13 protein-coding genes, 1 pseudogene and 1 riboswitch are annotated in these 18265 nt (G+C 66.3%); of the genes and pseudogenes, 8 read left to right on the forward strand and 6 right to left on the reverse strand.

Annotated elements, in window-relative coordinates; genetic code table 11:
- Positions 1-200 precede the first annotated feature (200 nt).
- Positions 201-2327, forward strand: a complete 2127-nt coding sequence (locus tag AC5O77_RS15810; protein WP_478058174.1) for a methyl-accepting chemotaxis protein — start codon at positions 201-203, stop codon at positions 2325-2327.
- A gap of 86 nt (positions 2328-2413) precedes the next feature.
- On the opposite strand, the gene AC5O77_RS15815 is transcribed toward AC5O77_RS15810, so the two are convergent.
- Positions 2414-2704, reverse strand: a complete 291-nt coding sequence (locus AC5O77_RS15815; RefSeq protein ID WP_107432237.1) for a hypothetical protein — start codon at positions 2702-2704, stop codon at positions 2414-2416.
- Positions 2705-2718: 14 nt separating this feature from the next.
- The gene (locus AC5O77_RS15820) at positions 2719-3312 is read right to left on the reverse strand and encodes a hypothetical protein (protein WP_478058175.1); all 594 of its coding nucleotides are present in this window, start codon (positions 3310-3312) and stop codon (positions 2719-2721) included.
- 86 nt (positions 3313-3398) lie between these two features.
- Between AC5O77_RS15820 and AC5O77_RS15825 the strand changes: the two genes are divergently transcribed.
- A complete protein-coding gene (locus AC5O77_RS15825) occupies positions 3399-4139 on the forward strand; it encodes an alpha/beta fold hydrolase (RefSeq protein ID WP_478058176.1) in 741 nt (246 codons plus the stop codon).
- Between the two features lie 9 nt (positions 4140-4148).
- Here AC5O77_RS15825 and AC5O77_RS15830 read toward each other — a convergent pair whose 3' ends face one another.
- Both AC5O77_RS15830 and AC5O77_RS15835 read right to left on the reverse strand, forming a co-directional pair.
- Positions 4149-4622 carry a hypothetical protein gene (locus tag AC5O77_RS15830; RefSeq protein ID WP_317218246.1) on the reverse strand — a complete coding sequence of 158 codons (474 nt, stop codon included), beginning with the start codon at positions 4620-4622 and terminating at the stop codon, positions 4149-4151.
- A gap of 22 nt (positions 4623-4644) precedes the next feature.
- Positions 4645-6678: pseudogene (locus AC5O77_RS15835) on the reverse strand (catalase); the annotation flags it as partial.
- A 173-nt stretch (positions 6679-6851) separates the two neighbouring features.
- Between AC5O77_RS15835 and AC5O77_RS15840 the strand changes: the two are divergent.
- From AC5O77_RS15840 to AC5O77_RS15850, 3 genes are all read left to right on the forward strand, one after another.
- Positions 6852-7574, forward strand: a complete 723-nt coding sequence (locus AC5O77_RS15840) for an AraC family transcriptional regulator (RefSeq protein WP_032127825.1) — start codon at positions 6852-6854, stop codon at positions 7572-7574.
- Positions 7575-7656: 82 nt separating this feature from the next.
- Positions 7657-9024 carry an amino acid permease gene (locus AC5O77_RS15845; RefSeq protein ID WP_478058177.1) on the forward strand — a complete coding sequence of 456 codons (1368 nt, stop codon included), beginning with the start codon at positions 7657-7659 and terminating at the stop codon, positions 9022-9024.
- A gap of 103 nt (positions 9025-9127) precedes the next feature.
- Positions 9128-9538, forward strand: coding sequence for a VOC family protein (locus AC5O77_RS15850; RefSeq protein WP_005410627.1), 411 nt, complete (start codon positions 9128-9130; stop codon positions 9536-9538).
- Positions 9539-9630: 92 nt separating this feature from the next.
- On the opposite strand, the gene gcvP is transcribed toward AC5O77_RS15850, so the two are convergent.
- Positions 9631-12498: an aminomethyl-transferring glycine dehydrogenase gene (gene gcvP / locus AC5O77_RS15855; protein WP_478058178.1), complete on the reverse strand. Its 2868-nt coding sequence runs from the start codon at positions 12496-12498 to the stop codon at positions 9631-9633.
- 62 nt (positions 12499-12560) lie between these two features.
- Positions 12561-12663, reverse strand: a riboswitch (glycine riboswitch).
- A gap of 299 nt (positions 12664-12962) precedes the next feature.
- Between gcvP and AC5O77_RS15860 the strand changes: the two genes are divergently transcribed.
- The 3 genes from AC5O77_RS15860 (at position 12963) to AC5O77_RS15870 (ending at position 15703) form a co-directional block, all read left to right on the forward strand.
- Positions 12963-14189 carry a multidrug effflux MFS transporter gene (locus tag AC5O77_RS15860; protein WP_478058179.1) on the forward strand — a complete coding sequence of 409 codons (1227 nt, stop codon included), beginning with the start codon at positions 12963-12965 and terminating at the stop codon, positions 14187-14189.
- Positions 14190-14330: 141 nt separating this feature from the next.
- The gene (locus AC5O77_RS15865) at positions 14331-15227 is read left to right on the forward strand and encodes a siderophore-interacting protein (protein WP_478058180.1); all 897 of its coding nucleotides are present in this window, start codon (positions 14331-14333) and stop codon (positions 15225-15227) included.
- 83 nt (positions 15228-15310) lie between these two features.
- Positions 15311-15703, forward strand: a complete 393-nt coding sequence (locus AC5O77_RS15870) for a hypothetical protein (RefSeq protein ID WP_008265644.1) — start codon at positions 15311-15313, stop codon at positions 15701-15703.
- Between the two features lie 119 nt (positions 15704-15822).
- Here the strand turns inward: AC5O77_RS15870 and AC5O77_RS15875 are convergent, their stop codons facing one another.
- Positions 15823-17787 (reverse strand): M2 family metallopeptidase, encoded by a 1965-nt coding sequence (locus AC5O77_RS15875; protein ID WP_494506959.1) that lies wholly within the window; start codon positions 17785-17787, stop codon positions 15823-15825.
- Positions 17788-18265: the final 478 nt, after the last annotated feature.

Consider the following 18265-nt stretch of genomic DNA (forward strand, 5'->3'; position numbering starts at 1 on the left):
CGCAGCAGCCGCCGAGCCACCGTGAAAGGGATCTGACGTCCGCATGAGCAGTCGCGCCCACCGCAGTCAATTCCCGTGTCCAGAAGCGGCCGGGCCGGGGCTCACCAAGGTGAACGGTGGCCGACGCCGTCGACGGACGGCGATCAAGATTGCCTGCCGGGCCGCCGATAAGGGCGCATCCCCCCGTTTTGGATACCCCCATGAACTACTTGAGGAACGTCAGGGTTGCCTGGCGTCTTGGGCTGGGCTTTGGCCTGTTGCTGCTGCTGGTTGCCGCCGTGGTGGCCACCGGCGCCACCGCCAGTGTCGTGCAGAAGCGCGCGATGCAGCAGGTGGTCGACGTCAGCGTAGCCAAGGTGCGCCTGTTGTCGCAGATGCTCGATGCCAACAATCAGATGATGGTTGTACGGCGCGAGATGCTGATCCGCCAGGGCGATGACCGCGGCCACGACGAGCAGCGCATCGCCGATCTGGTCAAGCGCTACGAGGCCAGCTGGACTGCCTACCAGGCGCTGCCCAGCGACGCCGACGGCAAGGCCATCGCGGAAACCATCGCCGCCAAGCGTGCCATTGCGCGTCCACTCAACAAGCAGACCAGCGAACTGATGGAGCAGGGCGACTACCCGGGCGCCGTGGCGCTGACCCTGGGCCCGGTGCAGGAAGCGGCCAACGGCTGGAACAAGGCGCTGTCCGATGGCGTGGACTTCGAAGAGAAGGAAAGCCGTGATGCCGCTGCCGAGGCGATCCGCCTGGGTGAGCGCAGCCTGCTGCAGCTGCTGGTGCTGGGCGGCGTCGCGCTGCTGGTCGGCATCGGTGCCTCGGTGATGATCGGCCGCAGCCTGACCGGTCCGCTGGCCCGCGCGGTGAACCTGGCCGAACGCCTGTCCAAGGGACAATTGGACCAGGAGTTCCGCCTTGGCGGCCGTGACGAACTGACCCAGCTGGGCGAGGCGATGGCCAGCGTGCGGCAGAGCGTTCAGGCGGCGATCGGCGCACAGCTGCAGATGGCTGAGCAGCATGAGGCGGGCGCGATCCGCTATCGCATGGACGTCACGGCGTTCCCCGGTGACTTCGGCCGCATGGTGCAGGCCACCAACAGCCTGGTCGAATCGCACGTGCAGGTGGAGCTGCTGATGGCCGAAGTGATGCAGCGCTACGCCATCGGCGACCTCAGCCGCGACCTGCCCGACTACCCGGGCGAGAAGGGCACGCTGACCCGCACCCTGGCGGCAGTGAAGCAGAGCCTGATGGCAATCAACGCGCAGATCGATGAACTGGCCCGCGCCGCGCGCGCCGGTGATTTCAGCATGCGTGGCGACGCCGCTGCGTTCCAGTACCAGTTCAAGGCGATGGTCGAACATCTCAACGGCATGATGGCCAGTTCGCAGGCCAGCATCGCTGATGTCTCCGACGTGCTGCGCGCGATCTCGCACGGCGACCTGACCGCACGCATGGACGGCGAGTACGACGGCGTGTTCGCACGCATGCGTGACGACGCCAACACCACCACCGCACAGCTGACCGGCATCGTGCGTGGCATCCAGGTGGCTGCCGACAGCATCAACAACGCGGCGCAGGAACTGGCCGCCGGCAACAACGACCTGTCGCGCCGTACCGAGCAGCAGGCAGCCAATCTGGAAGAAGCGGCCGCATCGATGGAGGAACTGACCTCCACCGTGCGCCAGAACGCCGAGCTGGCGCGTCAGGCCGACAGTGAAGCGCATGCGGCCGGTGCCGCCGTGCGCGAGACCGAACAGGCGATGGCAGAGATGGCATCGGTCATGGGTGAGATCGACCAGTCCTCGGCACGCATCTCGGAAATCTCTACGGTGATCGACGGCATCGCGTTCCAGACCAACATCCTGGCGCTGAATGCTGCGGTGGAAGCGGCCCGTGCAGGTGAGCAGGGGCGTGGTTTCGCCGTGGTCGCCAGCGAAGTACGCACGCTCGCACAGCGTGCCGGTGTCGCCGCCAAGGAGATCAAGGAACTGATCGAAGATGCCGCTGCGAAGGTGAAGAGCGGCCTGGCAGTGACGGTCGAATCGGAAGCCGCGATCGCCCGCGTAGCCCAGGCAAGTTCGCGCACCACCCAGCTGATGAGCGACATCGCAGCGGCCAGCAAGGAACAGGCCGCCGGTATCGAGCAGGTCAACCAGGTGGTGGTGCAGATGGACCAGGTGACCCAGCAGAACGCCGCGCTGGTGGAAGAAGCCACTGCCGCCAGCCGCGCGCTGGAAGAACAGGCGCATGCTCTGACCAACTCGGTGTCGGTGTTCAAGGTGGAGCAGGGCGCGCGCATGCCCATCATGCCTGCGCAGGCGGCGTAAGCAACCTGCGACTGGATGTTGGATGGCGCCCTGCATGCGCTCCCGCGTGCAGGGCGTCGATGCGCGCAACCGGTTCGTGCCGCTGGCTAGCGCCCGCGCGCGGCGCGTTCGATCAGCCAGCCGGCTGCGTACAGCAACAGCAGTGTTGGCGGAAGCAGCACTGCATACGCGGTCGACCAGGGTTTGCCGTACAGCAGGCTGCCTGCGCCGATGGCATCGAGTGCGGCGGACTGTAGGGTGATGGGGAGCGCCATCAGGATATAGGTGCCCTTCGGGTCCGCGTCCGACTGCGCGCCGTGAACCAGCCATGCGGTCAACAGCAGGTAGACCACGCAAAGCGCAAGACCGGTCCAGCTCAGTAATCGCCGCATCTTCATTCGCATGCCTCCGTTCAACGGACGTCGAAGCGAGCCTGCAGAGGCAGGCTCACATTCCGCAGCAGATCCCTGACCACCACCTGCGCAGTCCATGTGCCTTTCGGATCACTGGCCTCGGCGACGAACTTCAGGTGCAGGTTGGCCATGTACAACAGGGTTGGCGGGCCGGGCAGGGCAGTGGTGAAACAGGGAACATCGCGTTCGTCGATACTGGTACTGCCGTCCGGACGTAGCATGCGCAGATCGCAGTGCACCTTGGGTACGCGGTTCTCGTCCAGTTGCGGGTTGGACAGGAATGTCAGCAGGAACAATTCACCGCCCAGGTGGACTTCGTTGGCCTTGGTAAAACCGGGAGTGGTCTCCGGTGGGGTTTCCCACTTGGCCTGCCAGTCGGCATCGGAGGTAACCAGCAGCGATGCAGCAAAGCCACCGCTGGATTTCATAGCACCGGTCTCCGGCATCGCCTTGCCGTCCCCGTTTATCCAACCATCGCTGGCGGAGCTGTTCAGTGGCAGCATCATGGCCATCATGGCCAGCGCGTAGGTCCATCGCATCAACGGCTCTCCTTGGCAGCCGCGTTCCGCGGCAGAGCGGGCAGTATTGCTCAACTTTGACCGGCAAAGCAGCCGGAGAGCCGGAGCAGAGTTTCCGTTGCCTGCCGATGTGGGTGATGTTTGTCAGCAAAGGAGGTGACATGGGAATCGGGAGCGAGGAAAAGCCGGGCTGTGATTCAGCATCGGCTGCGCCGCAGCACGTGCTGATGCTGCCCGGCCTGGATGGCTCCGGCAGGCTGTCCACCCCGTTTCTGTCAGCACTTGAGGCTCATGGGCTGACGACGCAGGCGATTACGCTACCTGCGCAGGGAGGGCAGGATCACGCCACGCTAGCCCAACGGCTGTGGTCGCAGCTGCCCGGCCATCCCTTCATCCTGCTTGCCGAGTCCTTCTCGGGCCCGTTGTCAGTTGAACTGGCCACGCGACACCCTACCGGGCTGCGCGGACTGGTGCTTGCCTCGACCTTTGCGAGTCGGCCGGTGCCATTGCCGGCAGCCAGCGCAGCCCTGCTGTCGCCGGCTTGGCCTCTGCCTCCCGTGGCGTTGCTGGCGCGCCTGCTGCTGGGGCGGTGGCGCACCCGCGAGCACATATCGATGCTGCGCGATGCGTTGGTCCAGATTCCGGCGATCACGTTGCGGCAACGCGCCGCAGCGACCCTGCGGGTCGACGTACGCGCATTGCTGTCGGCAATCGAAGTGCCGACGCTGTGCCTGCACGCGTGCCATGACCGCCTGCTGTGGCCGCCCAGCGTGGCAGAACTGCAGGCCCTTTTGCCGGATGCTCGTCATGTTTCGCTGGAAGGGCCGCATCTGCTACTCCAGGCGCGCGCCGACGCAGCTGCAGCCGAAGTTGCCGCGTGGATGAGGACGCTGCCGTCCTGATGGAGGGGCTCAGCCCCGCGCGCGGGTACGTGCTGCCTTCTTCGCCGCCACCTTGCGCACGGTCTTCTTTGCCGCACGGGTCTTCGCTGCCTTCTTCGCCGCAGCGCTACGCGAGGCGGGAGTGCTGGACTTCTTGGCCACCGTCTTCTTTGTCGCCTTCTTTGTGGCTGTCTTGCGAGCCGGTGCCTTCTTGGCCGCCGCCTTCTTCCCAGGTGCCTTCTTCGCTGCCGTCTTGGGCGTGGCCTTCTTTGTAGCGGACTTCCTGGCAGGCGCCTTCTTCGCAGCCGTCTTGCGGGTCGCCTTCTTCGTACCCTTGCGTGCGCTGCCGCTACGCTTGCCGCCGCCATCCTGCTTGTTCACGGTAGCCCAGGCAATACGCTCGGCCGTGCCTTCGCTGGCACCGCGCTCGCGCTCGCTTTCCTCGATGTGCTCGGCCTGGCGCTTCTGTTTGTCGGTATATGCGGATTTGTCACCACGGGGCATGACGGTTCTCCTGTCGTTGTAGTCAGGCCAGCAGGCGCAGCTTGGGTTCACGCGCCCATTGGCGGGTGGCGGCGACCGCCAGGAAGGCCTTGGCATCTTCCGCTTCGACGATGCCGGCATCATTGCCGACCCTTGCTGCCTTCAGCAGCGCATGGCCGCCGGCATCGCTGGCAATGGCCTTCAGGTGCGCCCACGCCTGGCTGACGAATTCGATGGCTGCACTCTCTTTCGACAAAGCCTTCGCGGCTTCCGGGCTGAGCACTACGGCTACCGCATCGAACACGGCCGAGGGGGTGCCCGCCAGCTGCCCATCCGCCGCCTGCAAGGCGCCGTCGCTGAGCGTGGCGCCACCCACTTTGGGGGCGACCAGCTTCACGTCTGCACCTGCTTTCCTGGCTGCTTTGCTCAGGCTGGCAATGATGCGAGCGTCGGAGCCTTCATCGAACAGGATGCCGATGCAGCGACCCTGCAGGGTAGGCTTGTTGCGCCCGATCACGCGTACCTCGGGAGCGGGGGGCATGTCCCGCACCGGGGTGGCAGTCGGCGCGGGGGCGGGCAGTGCAGGCAACGCCAACCCGTCGGCCACGCGCTGTGCCAGTGAGTCGTCGATATTGCGCAGGTGGCTGAGGGTACGCACCCGCACCTTCAGCGTTTCCACCTTGGACAACTCGAACACCAGCGCTGATGCCAGATGGGCCTGTTCCGGCTTTTCAAGGCTACGGAAGAACATGCGGGCCTGACTGTAGTGATCGGCAAAGCTCGCCGCGCGGGTGCGGCCCTTGCGGCCATCGTCCGCGCTTGCGTGACTGCGGAATCCGCTTGAGGTCTCGCGCGGTGTGTCTTCCTGCAGCGAACTGGGATCGTAGGCAACGCGGCCCTTGGGAACCTGCATCTGCATGTGGCCGTCGCGCTGATGATTGGCAAACGGGCACTTGGGGGCATTCACCGGGATCTGGTGGAAGTTTGGGCCGCCGAGGCGCAGCAGCTGGGTGTCCAGGTAGGAGAACAGCCGTCCCTGCAGCAGCGGATCGTTGCTGAAGTCAATGCCGGGCGGCACGTTGGCCGGGCAGAACGCCACCTGCTCGGTCTCGGCGAAGAAGTTGTCCGGCCAGCGGTCCAGCACCATGCGGCCGATGACCTGCAACGGCACCAGTGATTCGGGAATGATCTTGGTCGGGTCCAGATGATCGAACGGGAATGCGTCGGCCTCTTCTTCCGTAAACAGCTGCGCTGCCAGCTCCCATTCCGGGAAGTCACCGCGCTGGATGGCCTCGAACAGGTCACGGCGATGGAAGTCATTGTCGGCCGACTGCAGCTTCAGCGCTTCGTCCCAGACCGTTGACTGGATGCCCAGCTTCGGCCGCCAGTGGAACTTGACGAAGGTCGACTCACCTGCCTCGTTCAGCAGGCGGAAGCTGTGCACGCCGAAGCCTTCGATCATGCGCAGCGAACGCGGAATGGCACGGTCGCTCATTGCCCACATGATCATGTGCATCGACTCGGGCATGAGCGAGATGAAATCCCAGAAGGTGTCGTGGGCCGTGGCCGCCTGCGGGAAGGCACGGTCCGGTTCCATCTTCACCGCGTGCACCAGGTCCGGGAATTTCATGGCGTCCTGGATGAAGAACACCGGGATGTTGTTGCCGACCAGGTCCCAGTTGCCCTCCTTGGTATAGAACTTGACCGCGAAGCCGCGCACGTCGCGCGGAGTGTCGACCGAGCCTGCGCCACCGGCTACCGTCGAGAAGCGGGTGAACACGGGTGTCTTCACGCCTACCTCGGTCAGGACGCGCGCGCGGGTATGCGCTTTCAGCGATCGGGTCAGTTCGAAGTAGCCATGTGCTGCGCTGCCACGTGCGTGCACGATGCGCTCGGGAATGCGTTCGTGATCGAAGTGGGTGATCTTCTCGCGCAGGATGAAGTCCTCCAGCAGCGTGGGCCCCCGAGCTCCCTGCCGCAGGGAGTTCTGGTTGTCCGCCACCGGGATGCCCTGATCGGTGGTCATCACCGGATGGCTGCCCCCGGCCTGCTGGTGCAGTTCATCACCGTTGCCCCGGTGTTGGTTTTCAGCGTGGGTGGTTGCGCGCTTGCCGGTCGGCTTGCTGGCGGCCATTGACGTTGGCTCCGGAGGATCTGAAAGAGAACCACGACACTGGAACCGAGCCCGTTAAACCGAGGTCCGGCAAAGGTGAACGTACAGGCAAAAGCAGGCTCGGGTATGCTTGCCACATGCGAGTCGAGCCCGCCGACATCGAAGCCCTGTTCGACGCCATCCCGGATGTGCTGTTCTTCATCAAGGACCTTCAGGGGCGTTACACCCACGTCAACCAGACCATGCTGCGGCGGCTGGGCCTGCGCGCGCGCAAGGACGTGATCGGGCGTACCGCGGCCGAGATCTACCCGACCGGCCTCAGTGCGGACTACGTCGACCAGGACGCCCGCGTGCTGTCCGGTGAGGTGATCGAGAACCTGATGGAGCTGCACCTGTTCGCCAACCGCGAACCGGGCTGGTGCCTGACCTGCAAGCGCCCGCTGGTGGTCGATGGGGCCATCGAGGGCCTGATCGGCATTTCCCGCGACCTTGGCCAGAAGGACAGCCTGGGCACGCAGTACGAGCAGCTGCGGCTGGCCCTGGCCCACCTCAATGCGCACTACGCCGAAAACGTGCGCATGCAGACCCTGCTGGACATCACCGGCTTCTCGCTGTCCAAGCTGGAGCGCAGCTTCCGCAAGGTGTTCCAGATGACCCCGCAGCAGGTGCTGACCCGGCTGCGGATCCAGATGGCCATGCACCTGCTGCACGGTGACGACAGCATCGCCTGCATCGGCCAGGCCTGCGGTTTCAGCGACCAGAGTGCCTTCACCCGCAAGTTCAAGGCTGAAACCGGTTTCTCGCCGCGCGCCTACCGCGCCCGTATTGGTGGCAACGTCGGCGAGCCGGCGCTGGCCTGAGCCGCCTGCTGCGCTGTGCCTATCCCCGTGGGCACGGGACAGGGTAAGGTGTCGCCCCTGTAGCCCGCCGCCAGCCCCGCCGATGCCCAACTCGATTCCGACCGCTTCGCCGTCCCGCCTCGGACATTCGCTCAAGCCCCGCCAGCTGATCATGATGGGCCTGGGCAGCGCCATCGGCGCCGGCCTGTTCCTCGGCTCGGGCGTGGGTGTGCAGGCGGCCGGCCCGGCGGTTCTGGTGTCGTATCTGGTCGCTGGTGCGCTGGTGATCATCGTGATGAACGCACTGGGCGAGATGGCGGCGGCCAAGCCGACCAGTGGCGCGTTCTCGGTCTATGCCGCTGATGCCATGGGAGCCACCGCCGGTGCCACCGTGGGCTGGCTGTGGTGGGTGCAGCTGGTGATCGTGATCGCCGCCGAGGCGGTAGGCGCGGCCGGGCTTCTTGCCACGGTCTGGCCGGCGATACCGGTACCGATGGCCGCGCTGGCCTTCATGCTGTTCTTCACCGCGATCAACCTGCTGGGAGTGAAGAACTTCGGCGAGTTCGAATTCTGGTTCGCCATCCTCAAGGTGGTGGCGATCCTGGCCTTCATCGCCATCGGCGTGGCGCTGCTGATGGGCTGGCTGCCGCAGGTGACCTCGCCGGGCCTGAGCAACTTCACCGAGCATGGCGGCTTCGCGCCGAAGGGGCTGGCCGGTATTGGTGCGGCACTGCTGGTTGTCGTTTTTGCCTTTGGCGGGACCGAGATCGTAGCCGTCGCTGCGGCCGAAACCGAAGATCCCGAGCGCAGCATTGCCCGTGCCATCCGCACCGTGGCCTGGCGCATCCTGGTGTTCTACATCGGCTCGCTGAGCGTGATCATCGCCGTGGTGCCGTGGACCAGCGAGGCGCTGAAGTCGCCGTTCGCTGCGGTGCTGGATATTGCCCGCATCCCGGGCGCGGGTACGGCCATCACGCTGATCGCGGTGATCGCGCTGCTGTCGGCGCTCAATGCCAACCTCTACGGCGCCTCGCGCATGATGTATTCGCTGGCGCAGCGCCGCGAGGCACCGGCGGTGCTCGGCTGGACCGACCCGCGCCAGGTGCCGGTGATCGCCGTGCTGGCCAGCGTGCTGTTCGGCTTTGCCGCCACGGTGATGGAACTGCTGTTCCCGGACCGGGTACTGCCGGTGCTGCTGAACATCGTCGGTTCCACCTGCCTGCTGGTGTGGACGCTGTCGCTGGTTTCGCAGCTGGTGCTGCGCCGCCGCGCCGACCGCCTCGGCACCCGCCTGCCGTTCCGCATGGCCGGATTCCCGTGGCTGACCGTCTGTGCGCTGGCGATCCTGGCACTGATCTTCGGCCTGCTGCTGAGTGAGTCGCACACCCGCCTGCAGTTCCTGTCGATGGTGGCGTTGACCGCCACGATCGCCACCAGCAGCGCCATCGCACGGCGCATGCGCGAGGCGTGATTGAAGCTGCCGGCCAGCGGCCGGCACTACCACGGGGGCTGCACATCCGCCGTGCCATCCTGATCGTGTGGGCCGTCAGCGGCCCGTCGACCAGGAGTACCGCATGCTGCGCAGCCGCCCCTTCCTGATGTTCACCGGCCAGGCCGAAGCGGCCCTGGCTCTGTATGCCGAGGCCTTCGCCGATTTCCGCCTGCTGGCAATGCAGCGCCATCCGGACGGCGCCGGTGCCGGCGTGCCGGGGCAGGTGCGCCAAGCCATCTTCCTGCTCGGCGGCACCCATTACCTGTGCTTCGACAGCCTGGACGTGCACGATTTCACCTTCTCGCCGTCGATCTCGCTGTTCGTGGAGTGTTCCGGCGCCGAGCAGTTCGAGCGTGCGGCACGCGTGCTGGGCGAGGGTGGCCACTGGTTGATGCCGGTCGGCGACTATGACTTCAGCAACCGCTATGGCTGGGTGCAGGACCGCTTCGGCGTGTCGTGGCAGTTGAGCCTGGGGCAGATGCCGGACCCGTGATCGGATGTTTGTGGGTGTGGACCTTGGTCCTCACGCCCTTATGAAAACGGCCCGCTTGCGCGGGCCGTTTTCTTTACCGATGCAGCGAGGAATCAAGCCTCGACTTCATCATCCTTGTAGGCATCGACCGGGATGCAGGCGCACATCACGTTCTTGTCGCCGTACACGTTGTCCACGCGTGCCACCGGCGGCCAGTACTTCTGCAGCTTCAGGCTCGGCAGCGGGAACGCAGCCAGTTCACGCGGGTAGGCGTGGGTCCATTCGCTGGCGGTCACGGCGGTCGCGGTATGCGGCGCGTTCTTCAGCGGGTTGTCCTCGCGGTCCAGGCGGCCGTCTTCGATCGCGGTGATCTCCTCGCGGATCTGGATCATCGCGTCGATGAAGCGATCCAGCTCGTGCAGCGACTCGCTCTCGGTCGGCTCCACCATCAGCGTGCCGGCCACCGGGAAGCTCAGGGTCGGGGCGTGGAAGCCGAAGTCGATCAGGCGCTTGGCCACGTCCTCGGCGCCGATGCCGCTGGTCTTCTCCAGCGGGCGCACGTCCAGGATGCACTCGTGTGCCACCAGGCCGTTGCGGCCGGTGTACAGGGTCTTGAAGTGCGGGGCCAGGCGCTTGGCGATGTAGTTGGCGTTGAGCTGCGCGACCTGGGTGGCCTTGCGCAGGCCGTCGCGGCCCATCATCGCGATGTACATCCAGCTGATCGGCAGGATCGAGGCGCTGCCGAAGCTGGCCGCGCTGACCATGCCGACCGGGCCGTTGCTACCCAGCTTGCCCGGCAGGAACGGGGCCAGGTGCTCCTTGACCGCGCACGGGCCGACGCCCGGGCCGCCACCACCGTGCGGGATGCAGAAGGTCTTGTGCAGGTTCAGGTGCGAAACATCCGAACCCCACTTGCCCGGCTTGGCCACGCCGACCAGGGCGTTCATGTTGGCACCGTCGGTGTACACCTGGCCGCCGTGCTTGTGGATGATCTCGCAGATCTCCACCACCTCTTCCTCGAACACGCCGTGCGTGGACGGGTAGGTCATCATGATCGCGGCCAGGCGGTCGCTGTACTTCTCGGCGTTGAGGCGGATGTCCTCGACGTCGACGTTGCCGTTGGCATCGGTTTTGGTCACCACCACCTTCATGCCGCACATCTGTGCCGAGGCCGGGTTGGTGCCGTGCGCCGAGTCCGGAATCAGGCAGATATCGCGATGTTCCTCACCGCGCGAGCGGTGGTAGGCGCGGATCGCCAGCAGGCCGGCGTACTCGCCCTGCGCGCCGGAGTTCGGCTGCAGGCTGACCGCGTCGTAGCCGGTGCATTCCACCAGCATCGCTTCCAGCGTGTCGATCAGTTCCTTGTACCCCAGCGCCTGGTCGGCCGGCACCAGCGGGTGGATCTGCGAGAACTCCGGCCAGGTCACCGGGATCATCTCGGCGGTGGCGTTGAGCTTCATGGTGCACGAGCCCAGCGGGATCATCGTGCGGTCCATCGCCAGGTCCTTGTCGGCCAGCGAACGCAGGTAGCGCAGCAGCTCGTGCTCGCTGTGGTGGGTGTTGAACACCGGGTGGGTCAGGAACGCGGACTGGCGCAGCAGGCCGGCCGGCAGCGCATCGGCAGTGCTGGCATCCAGTGCGTCGACGTCCAGCGAGGCACCGAACACGGCAGCCACGGCGACGATGTCGGCGCGGGTAGTGGTCTCGTCCAGGCTGATGCCGACCGAGTCGCTGTCGATCGCGCGCAGGTTGTAACCAGCGGCGCGTGCCTTGGCGTGGATCTCATCGGCGTGCACGCCGGTGACATGCAGGGTGTCGAAGAAGTCACCACCGACCTGCACGCCGGCGTTGCGCAGCGCGGCGGCCAGGATCGAGGCCAGGCGATGGGTGCGGCGGGCGATGCGGGTCAGGCCGTCCGGGCCGTGGTAGACGGCGTACATCGAGGCCATCACCGCCAGCAGCACCTGTGCGGTGCAGATGTTGGACGTGGCCTTCTCGCGGCGGATGTGCTGCTCGCGGGTCTGCAGGGTCAGGCGGTAGGCCGGGTTGCCCTGGGCGTCGATCGAGACGCCGATCAGGCGGCCCGGCATCGAGCGCTTGTAGGCGTCACGGCAGGCCATGAAGGCGGCGTGCGGGCCACCGAAGCCGAACGGCACGCCGAAACGCTGGCTGTTGCCGACCACGATGTCCGCGCCCCATTCGCCCGGAGCGGCCAGCAGGGTCAGGGCCAGCAGGTCGGTGGCCACGGCCACCAGGCCGCCGCGCGCGTGCACGGCATCGACCAGCGCCTTGTAGTCGCCGACCTGGCCGAAGGTGTCCGGGTACTGCAGCAGCAGGCCGAAGGCTTCCGCTTCCAGCGCTTCGGCCGGGGTACCCACGCGCAGCACGATGCCCATCGGTTCGGCGCGCGTGCGCAGCAGTTCCAGCGTCTGCGGGTGCACGGCGTCGTGCACGAAGAAGGTGTCCGACTTCGACTTGGCCGAACGCTTGGCCAGGGTCATCGCTTCGGCGGCGGCAGTGGCTTCGTCCAGCAGCGAGGCGTTGGCGATTTCCATGCCGGTGAGGTCGGCGCACAGGGTCTGGAAGTTGATCAGCGCTTCCATGCGGCCCTGCGAGATTTCCGCCTGGTACGGGGTGTAGGCGGTGTACCAGGCAGGGTTTTCCAGGATGTTGCGCAGGATCACGTTCGGCGTGTGAGTACCGTAGTAGCCCTGGCCGATGAAGCTGCGCAGCACGGTGTTCTTGTCGGCGATCGCACGGATCTTCGCCAGTGCCTGCACTTCGGTCATCGACTCCGGCAGCGCCAGCGGCGCCGGCGACTTGATCTTGGCCGGTACGATGGCATCGGTCATGCCATCCAGCGACGCGTGGCCGACGACATCGAGCATCTGCGCGATCTCGGCGTCGTTGGGGCCGATGTGGCGCTCGACGAACGCATTGTGGTGCTCGAGCTCACGCAGGGAAGGGGTATTCTGGGACATGGCGAAGGATCCGTCAGGAAAGGGCACACGCACGGGCACAAGCCGCCGGTCGGCGGTCTGCGGGGCGCCCCTCTGTCCTTTTGCCTGAGAGTTTAAAAGCGCGGCGGACCGCAGCTTCGTGCCCCTTCGGCGCCGGATCGAACCGGTCTCTCCAGAGTTCTGTTACGGGTGGTATCGGGCCTGAGCGATTACGGGCGTTGCGCCTTCGGCAGCGGTGTTCCGCTTCTCCCACCGTGTTGCCCGCTGATTATAGCCCGTTGCGGGCCCGCCGGCCGCCTCCAGGCATGGCCGCCGCGCCTGAATGGCCGATGGCCCGGTCGTGCGTTTTGTGCACCGCTGCATGGCATCGGGCGCCATCCCCACCTATGATGGGCGGATACCCGAATTCATCTGGCGCCGTCCCTGCAGAAGGGGACCGGCGCCCGCCGTGCGTGCCGCGCATGGCCCTGCCGGACGCCTTCCCCATGACCGCCGCTGTTGCTCCCTCCACCCGCCGCATGGCCCTGCTGCTCGCCGGTCTGGCCATGTTCGGTCCGTTCTCGATCGACACCATCTTCCCGGCGTTCCCGCAGCTGGCCCAGCGCCTGGCGGTGGACGAAGTGGCGGTGCAGCAGACCATCAGCGTGTACCTGCTGTTCTACGGCCTGATGAGCCTGGCGCACGGCCCGCTGTCCGATGCCTGGGGCCGCAAGTGGGTGATCCTCGGTGGCCTGGTGGTGTTCGTCGGCGCCTCGGTCGGCTGCGCGCTGTCCACCGACCTGACCACGCTGCTGGCGTTCCGCGCGCTGCAGGGCCTGTCGGCGGGTGTCGGCATGATCGTTGGCCGCGCGGTGATCCGCGATCTCTACCATGGCCACGACGCGCAGCGCCTGATGAGCCAGGTGTCGATGCTGTTCGGCATCGCTCCGGCCATCGCACCGATCATCGGTGGCTGGATCCTGCTCAGTGGCGCCGGCTGGCCGCTGATCTTCTGGTTCCTGGTGGTGTTCGGGCTGGTCCTGCTGGCGGCCACTGCACGCTACCTGCCGGAGACCCATCCGGTTGAAGCGCGCGTGCCGTTGTCGCCGCGCACGTTGATGCGTGATTACCTGCGCATCGGCTTCAACCCGCGCTTCCTGCGCCTGGCGCTGGCCGGCAGCATCGGCTTCGGTGGCATCTTCCTGTACATCTCCTCGGCGCCGGTGTTCGTGATGCAGCACCTGCATCTGGGCGAGGGCGGCTTCGCCTGGCTGTTCATCCCCACCATCGGCGGCATGACCACCGGCTCGTTCCTGTCAGGGCGCATGGCCGGGCACACCACGCCCACCCGCCAGGTCGCCATCGGTTTCGGCCTGTGTGCGCTGTCGGTGCTGTTGAACGTCGGCTACGTCGCGCTGGCCCCGCAGTTCGTGCTGCCGTGGGCGGTGATGCCGATCTTCCTGGGCGGCATGGGCATGGCGCTGATCTTCCCGATCCTGGCGCTGGCGGTGCTGGACATGTACCCGCACCAGCGCGGCCTGGCCTCGTCGCTGCAGGCCTTCGTGCAGCTGATGATCAGCACCGTAGTGGCCGGCGTGGTTTCGCCGCTGCTGAGCGCCAGCCCGCTGCACCTGGCCCTGGGCCAGGCGGCGTTCTTCGGCGCCGGCTTCGTGTTCTGGTACTGGGAACACCAGCGCGAACGCGCGGCGCAGGCGGCCTGCACGGGTCACTGAGCAGCGCGCAGGGGTAGGGCGGGCCGTGGCGCCCGCAACGCTTGCGACGGGAAATCACCGGACTAGGCTGGGCACTCCAGCCAGCCGGTGCGTGGGTGCACGACAGCCAGCCAATCCGATGTCGTTGCATGAGGTTCCCCCATGGCTGCGCAGCAGACCTACCGCCTGTTCGAGGTGGCGCTGAAGGAGCGCCGCGTTCTTTCCCCTTCCCTGGACCGCATGGTGTTCACCGGTGCCGACGTGGCGCGGATGAAGACCGAAGGCCCGGACCAGCGGATCAAGGTGTTCTTCCCCTTGCCCGGCCAGGAGGTGCCGCAGGTCCCCAGCGGCGAGGACTGGTACCCGCGCTACCGGGCGCTGCCGGATGATCAGCGCCCGCCGATGCGCACCTACACCATCCGCCAGCTGCGCGCCGCGCAGGGCGAGGTCGACGTCGATTTTGTCATTCACGGGGTGACCGGACCCGCTTCGCGCTGGGCCATGCATGCACGGCCGGGAGACCGCGTGGTGTTGCTGGCCCCCGATGCCGACTGTGCCGAGAGCAGCGAAGGCTGGGAGTGGAAGCCACCAGCCGGTGTCGGCCAGGTACTGCTGGTGGCCGATGAAACGGCGTTGCCTGCGGCGGCGGGCATCCTCGAAGAGCTGGCGGCCATGCCTGATCCGCCGCGCACGCTGGCGTTGCTGGAAGTGGCCCAGGCCGGCGATGCGGTGCCGTTGAAAGCGCCGGGCACCGCCGAGCTGGTGTGGTTGCCGCGTGGGCAGGCCGCCTATGGCCAGCCGCTGCTGCAGGCGGTCCAGGAACGGCTGTCAGCGACCTCGAGCGTGGCTGCTGGCGATGCGCTGGAGGAGATCGACGTCGATACGCAGATCCTCTGGGAGCAGGCCGACACCTGCGTGGCCGGGCCGCTGTATGCCTGGGTGGCGGGCGAGGCGGGGGCGGTGATGGCGATCCGCCGCCACCTGGTGCGCGATTGCGGGCTGGACCGCCGCGCGATCACCTTCATGGGCTACTGGCGGCACGGCAAGGTGCTGGACTGACCATACTTGATCGAGCACGCGTGAAGCAGCGCTGCGGGCGGGGTGCGCTATCCTTGCGCCCCCCTTCGCAGCGGTACCGCACCATGTCCACCAGCTCCAAGACCCGCCGCGACCAGCGCCGTCGCCAGGAAAAGCAGGCCGCCAACAAGGCCGCCGCGCAGGCATCGCCGGTGGAACCGCATGCCGAGCTGCGCGATGCGCAGCGCACCCTGCTGGCCGGTGTCGTGCGCCGTGACGGCGAATGGGTGCTGGGCATGGACGGCCGCATCGCTGGCCACAGCGAGAGCGCTGCGCAGGTGCTGGCGCTGATCATGCAGGCCGGTGAACTGCACGAGCGCAACGGCACGCCGGTGCGCCTGATGTACTCCGATGCGCTGCGCGATGCCGCGCAGGCCGAAGCGAAGGAGAAGGGCCAGACCTTCGAGGAATTCAAGGCCGAGCTGGCCGCCGCGATGGCCGCGAAGAAGAACAGCTGACAGGCATTTCGGTAGAGCCGGCCGCTGGCCGGCTGCCGGTTGGGCCTTCATCGCGTAGTTGCCGGCCAGCGGCCGGCACTACCGGAAAGGGGCGGATCCTCGCGGACCCGCCCCTTTTCTCATTTCGCCGCCGGGGCCGCGTTGGCCTGCCAGCCGCACATCTGGCCTTCGTTCTGCTGCTTCAGCCACTCGTTGACCGGGGTGAAGTACTCGATCATCGGGCCGGCATCGAGCTTGTCGGTACCGGTCAGCTCCTTCAGCGTGGCCTGCCACGGCTGGCTGGCACCCTTGCTCAGCATCGCCCAGTACTTCTGGCCGGCTTCCTTGTTGCCGTAGAAGGTGCACTCATGCAGCGGGCCCTTGTAGCCGGACGCGTCGCACAGGCCCTTGTAGAACTGGAACTGCAGGATGCGCGCCAGGAAATAGCGGGTATATGGGGTGTTGCCCGGCACGTGGTACTTCGCGCCCGGATCGAAGAACTCTTCGCCACGGGTGCTGGCCGGCGCCACGCCCTGGTACTTGGCCTTCAGGTCCCACCACGCCTTGTTGTAGTTGTCGGCGGTGATCGAGCCATCGAACACGCCCCAGCGCCAGCGGTCGATCATCAGCCCGAACGGCAGGAACGACACGCCCGACAGCGCCATGCGCATCTGGTTGTTGATGACCGCTTCGCGGCTTTCGGTCGGCGCATCAACCAGGCCGATCGAGCTGAGGTACTTGGGCGTCATCGCCAGCACGATGGTGTCGCCGATCGCTTCATGGAAGCCATCGTTGGCACCGCCCTGGAACAGCGGCGGCAGCGGGTTGTAGGCCAGGTCGTAATAGATGTGGCCCAGCTCGTGGTAGATGGTGGTGAAGTTCTCTTCGTTCGGCTTGATGCACATCTTGGTGCGCACGTCGCCTTCCATGTTCATGTCCCAGGCGCTGGCGTGGCAGACCACGTCGCGATCGTCGGGCTTGATGAACTGGGTCTTTTCCCAATACGACTGCGGCAGCGACGGCATGCCCAGCGACACGTAGAAGTCCTGGGCGCGCTCGGTCATCTGCTTGGCGGTACGCAGTTCGGCCTCGCGCTGCGCCTTGTACTGCGCCGCCAAGTTGGCGTCCTTGCCGGCCTTGGCCAGCGCTGCGCTCAGGTTGGTCTGGTACTGCTTCTCAAGCGCCGCAGTGATGTCCAGGCTGCCGGCACCCGGGTACGGTTCCAGCTGGTCCCACAGGTTCGACCAGTCCTGCTGCCACATGTTGCCCAGCAGGTGTGCGGCGATCAGGCCATTGCCCACTTCCGCCTTGTCCTTGCCGTAGGTCTTGTCCAGCTTGCCGCGTGCGTAGCAGTGCAGCTGCTCGTACATCGGCTTGACCTGTTCCCACAGGCGGTCGGTTTCCGGGCCGATCTGTTCCGGCGGCATGTCATAGCCGCTGCGCCACATCTGGCCGGCATCGGTGAAGCCCATGCCCTTGGCGCCTTCGTTCACCAGGCCGACGAACTTCTGGTAGTCGCCGCGCATGCTCTTGGTGGTGCTGTGCCAGCCCTGCCAGGCGTCCAGCTGCTTGTCGTAGTCGCGGCTGCGGGCCAGCACCTGCTCCAGCTCGCCCAACTGGCGGCAGGAGTTCGGATCGTTGGCATTGGTGCAGTACTTGCCGGCGCCGTAGCTGCCTTCCATGCGCGTGGCGATCTGGGTCAGCTCGGCCAGCTTGGCCGGGTCGCGCGGTGCCGGCATCGACGACATCAGCTTCAGTAGGTGGATCGCGCGCTTGCTGTCCTCGCTCATCGGCTTGCCGTCGAACGTTGCCGCCTGTTCGATCCAGCTGTTGAGCTGGGTCAGCGAGCGCTCGTTGGCCTTGGCCGCGATGCGTTCCGAATCACTGTTGATGTAGGTGGAGGACAGCCACTGCGCCGAGGTCATCTCCGGGTAGGCGGCCTTGAATTCGGCATTGATGCGGGCCACGAACTGGTCGGCGGTTTCGCCGGCCGGGGCGCTGTTGCTGGCGGTATCGGTGCCTGGGGCAGCTTCCTTCTTGCAGGCGGCCAGGGCCAGCGTGGCGGCGGCGATTGCCGAGGCCAGCAGGAGATGACGGTGTTTCACGGGCGGTCCTTGGGTGGTGAACGACGGCCGAAGGCTAGTGGGCAGTCGCCGCCACCGCAAGTGGCAAAGGTCGGCAGAGCTGCGCCCTGTACCCGCAGAGGCCTTCAAGCAACGGCAAAGGCAACGTCAACAGCGGGGATTCCGTGGGATGGCGGGGCGGTGTGGACTTGCAGGACACGCCGTAAACCCGTCCATGGGGGCTCGATGGCGCCATCCATGGCGCCAACGGTCCTGCAAGCCCATACCGCCCCACCTCTGACAGTTCCCCGCGATCTGGTAGATCCACGCCATGCGTGGATGGAATCTGTCAGATATTCGAAATTGATCGATTGAGATTCAACAGATCGCAGGAAACTGTCAAAGGCGGGGTGGGTCCGGTTGCGGGGGCGTGAGCGCCATGGATGGCGCGACCGAGCCTACAGGGATGTATTTACGGCGTCCCCCGCAACCGGACCCACCCGGCCATCCCACAGAATGC

It is taken from the genome of Stenotrophomonas sp. INTA L402-1 (assembly GCF_059295135.1).

What these genes read in the sequence shown, in the direction of transcription:
- AC5O77_RS15825 (WP_478058176.1), top strand. Translation starts at nt 3,399, where the DNA reads ATGGGAATCGGGAGCGAGGAAAAGCCGGGCTGTGATTCAGCATCGGCT.
- AC5O77_RS15845 (WP_478058177.1), top strand. Translation starts at nt 7,657, where the DNA reads ATGCCCAACTCGATTCCGACCGCTTCGCCGTCCCGCCTCGGACATTCG.
- AC5O77_RS15840 (WP_032127825.1), top strand. Translation starts at nt 6,852, where the DNA reads ATGCGAGTCGAGCCCGCCGACATCGAAGCCCTGTTCGACGCCATCCCG.
- AC5O77_RS15815 (WP_107432237.1), bottom strand. Translation starts at nt 2,704, where the DNA reads ATGAAGATGCGGCGATTACTGAGCTGGACCGGTCTTGCGCTTTGCGTG.
- AC5O77_RS15870 (WP_008265644.1), top strand. Translation starts at nt 15,311, where the DNA reads ATGTCCACCAGCTCCAAGACCCGCCGCGACCAGCGCCGTCGCCAGGAA.
- AC5O77_RS15830 (WP_317218246.1), bottom strand. Translation starts at nt 4,622, where the DNA reads ATGCCCCGTGGTGACAAATCCGCATATACCGACAAACAGAAGCGCCAG.
- gcvP (WP_478058178.1), bottom strand. Translation starts at nt 12,498, where the DNA reads ATGTCCCAGAATACCCCTTCCCTGCGTGAGCTCGAGCACCACAATGCG.
- AC5O77_RS15850 (WP_005410627.1), top strand. Translation starts at nt 9,128, where the DNA reads ATGCTGCGCAGCCGCCCCTTCCTGATGTTCACCGGCCAGGCCGAAGCG.
- AC5O77_RS15865 (WP_478058180.1), top strand. Translation starts at nt 14,331, where the DNA reads ATGGCTGCGCAGCAGACCTACCGCCTGTTCGAGGTGGCGCTGAAGGAG.
- AC5O77_RS15860 (WP_478058179.1), top strand. Translation starts at nt 12,963, where the DNA reads ATGACCGCCGCTGTTGCTCCCTCCACCCGCCGCATGGCCCTGCTGCTC.
- AC5O77_RS15810 (WP_478058174.1), top strand. Translation starts at nt 201, where the DNA reads ATGAACTACTTGAGGAACGTCAGGGTTGCCTGGCGTCTTGGGCTGGGC.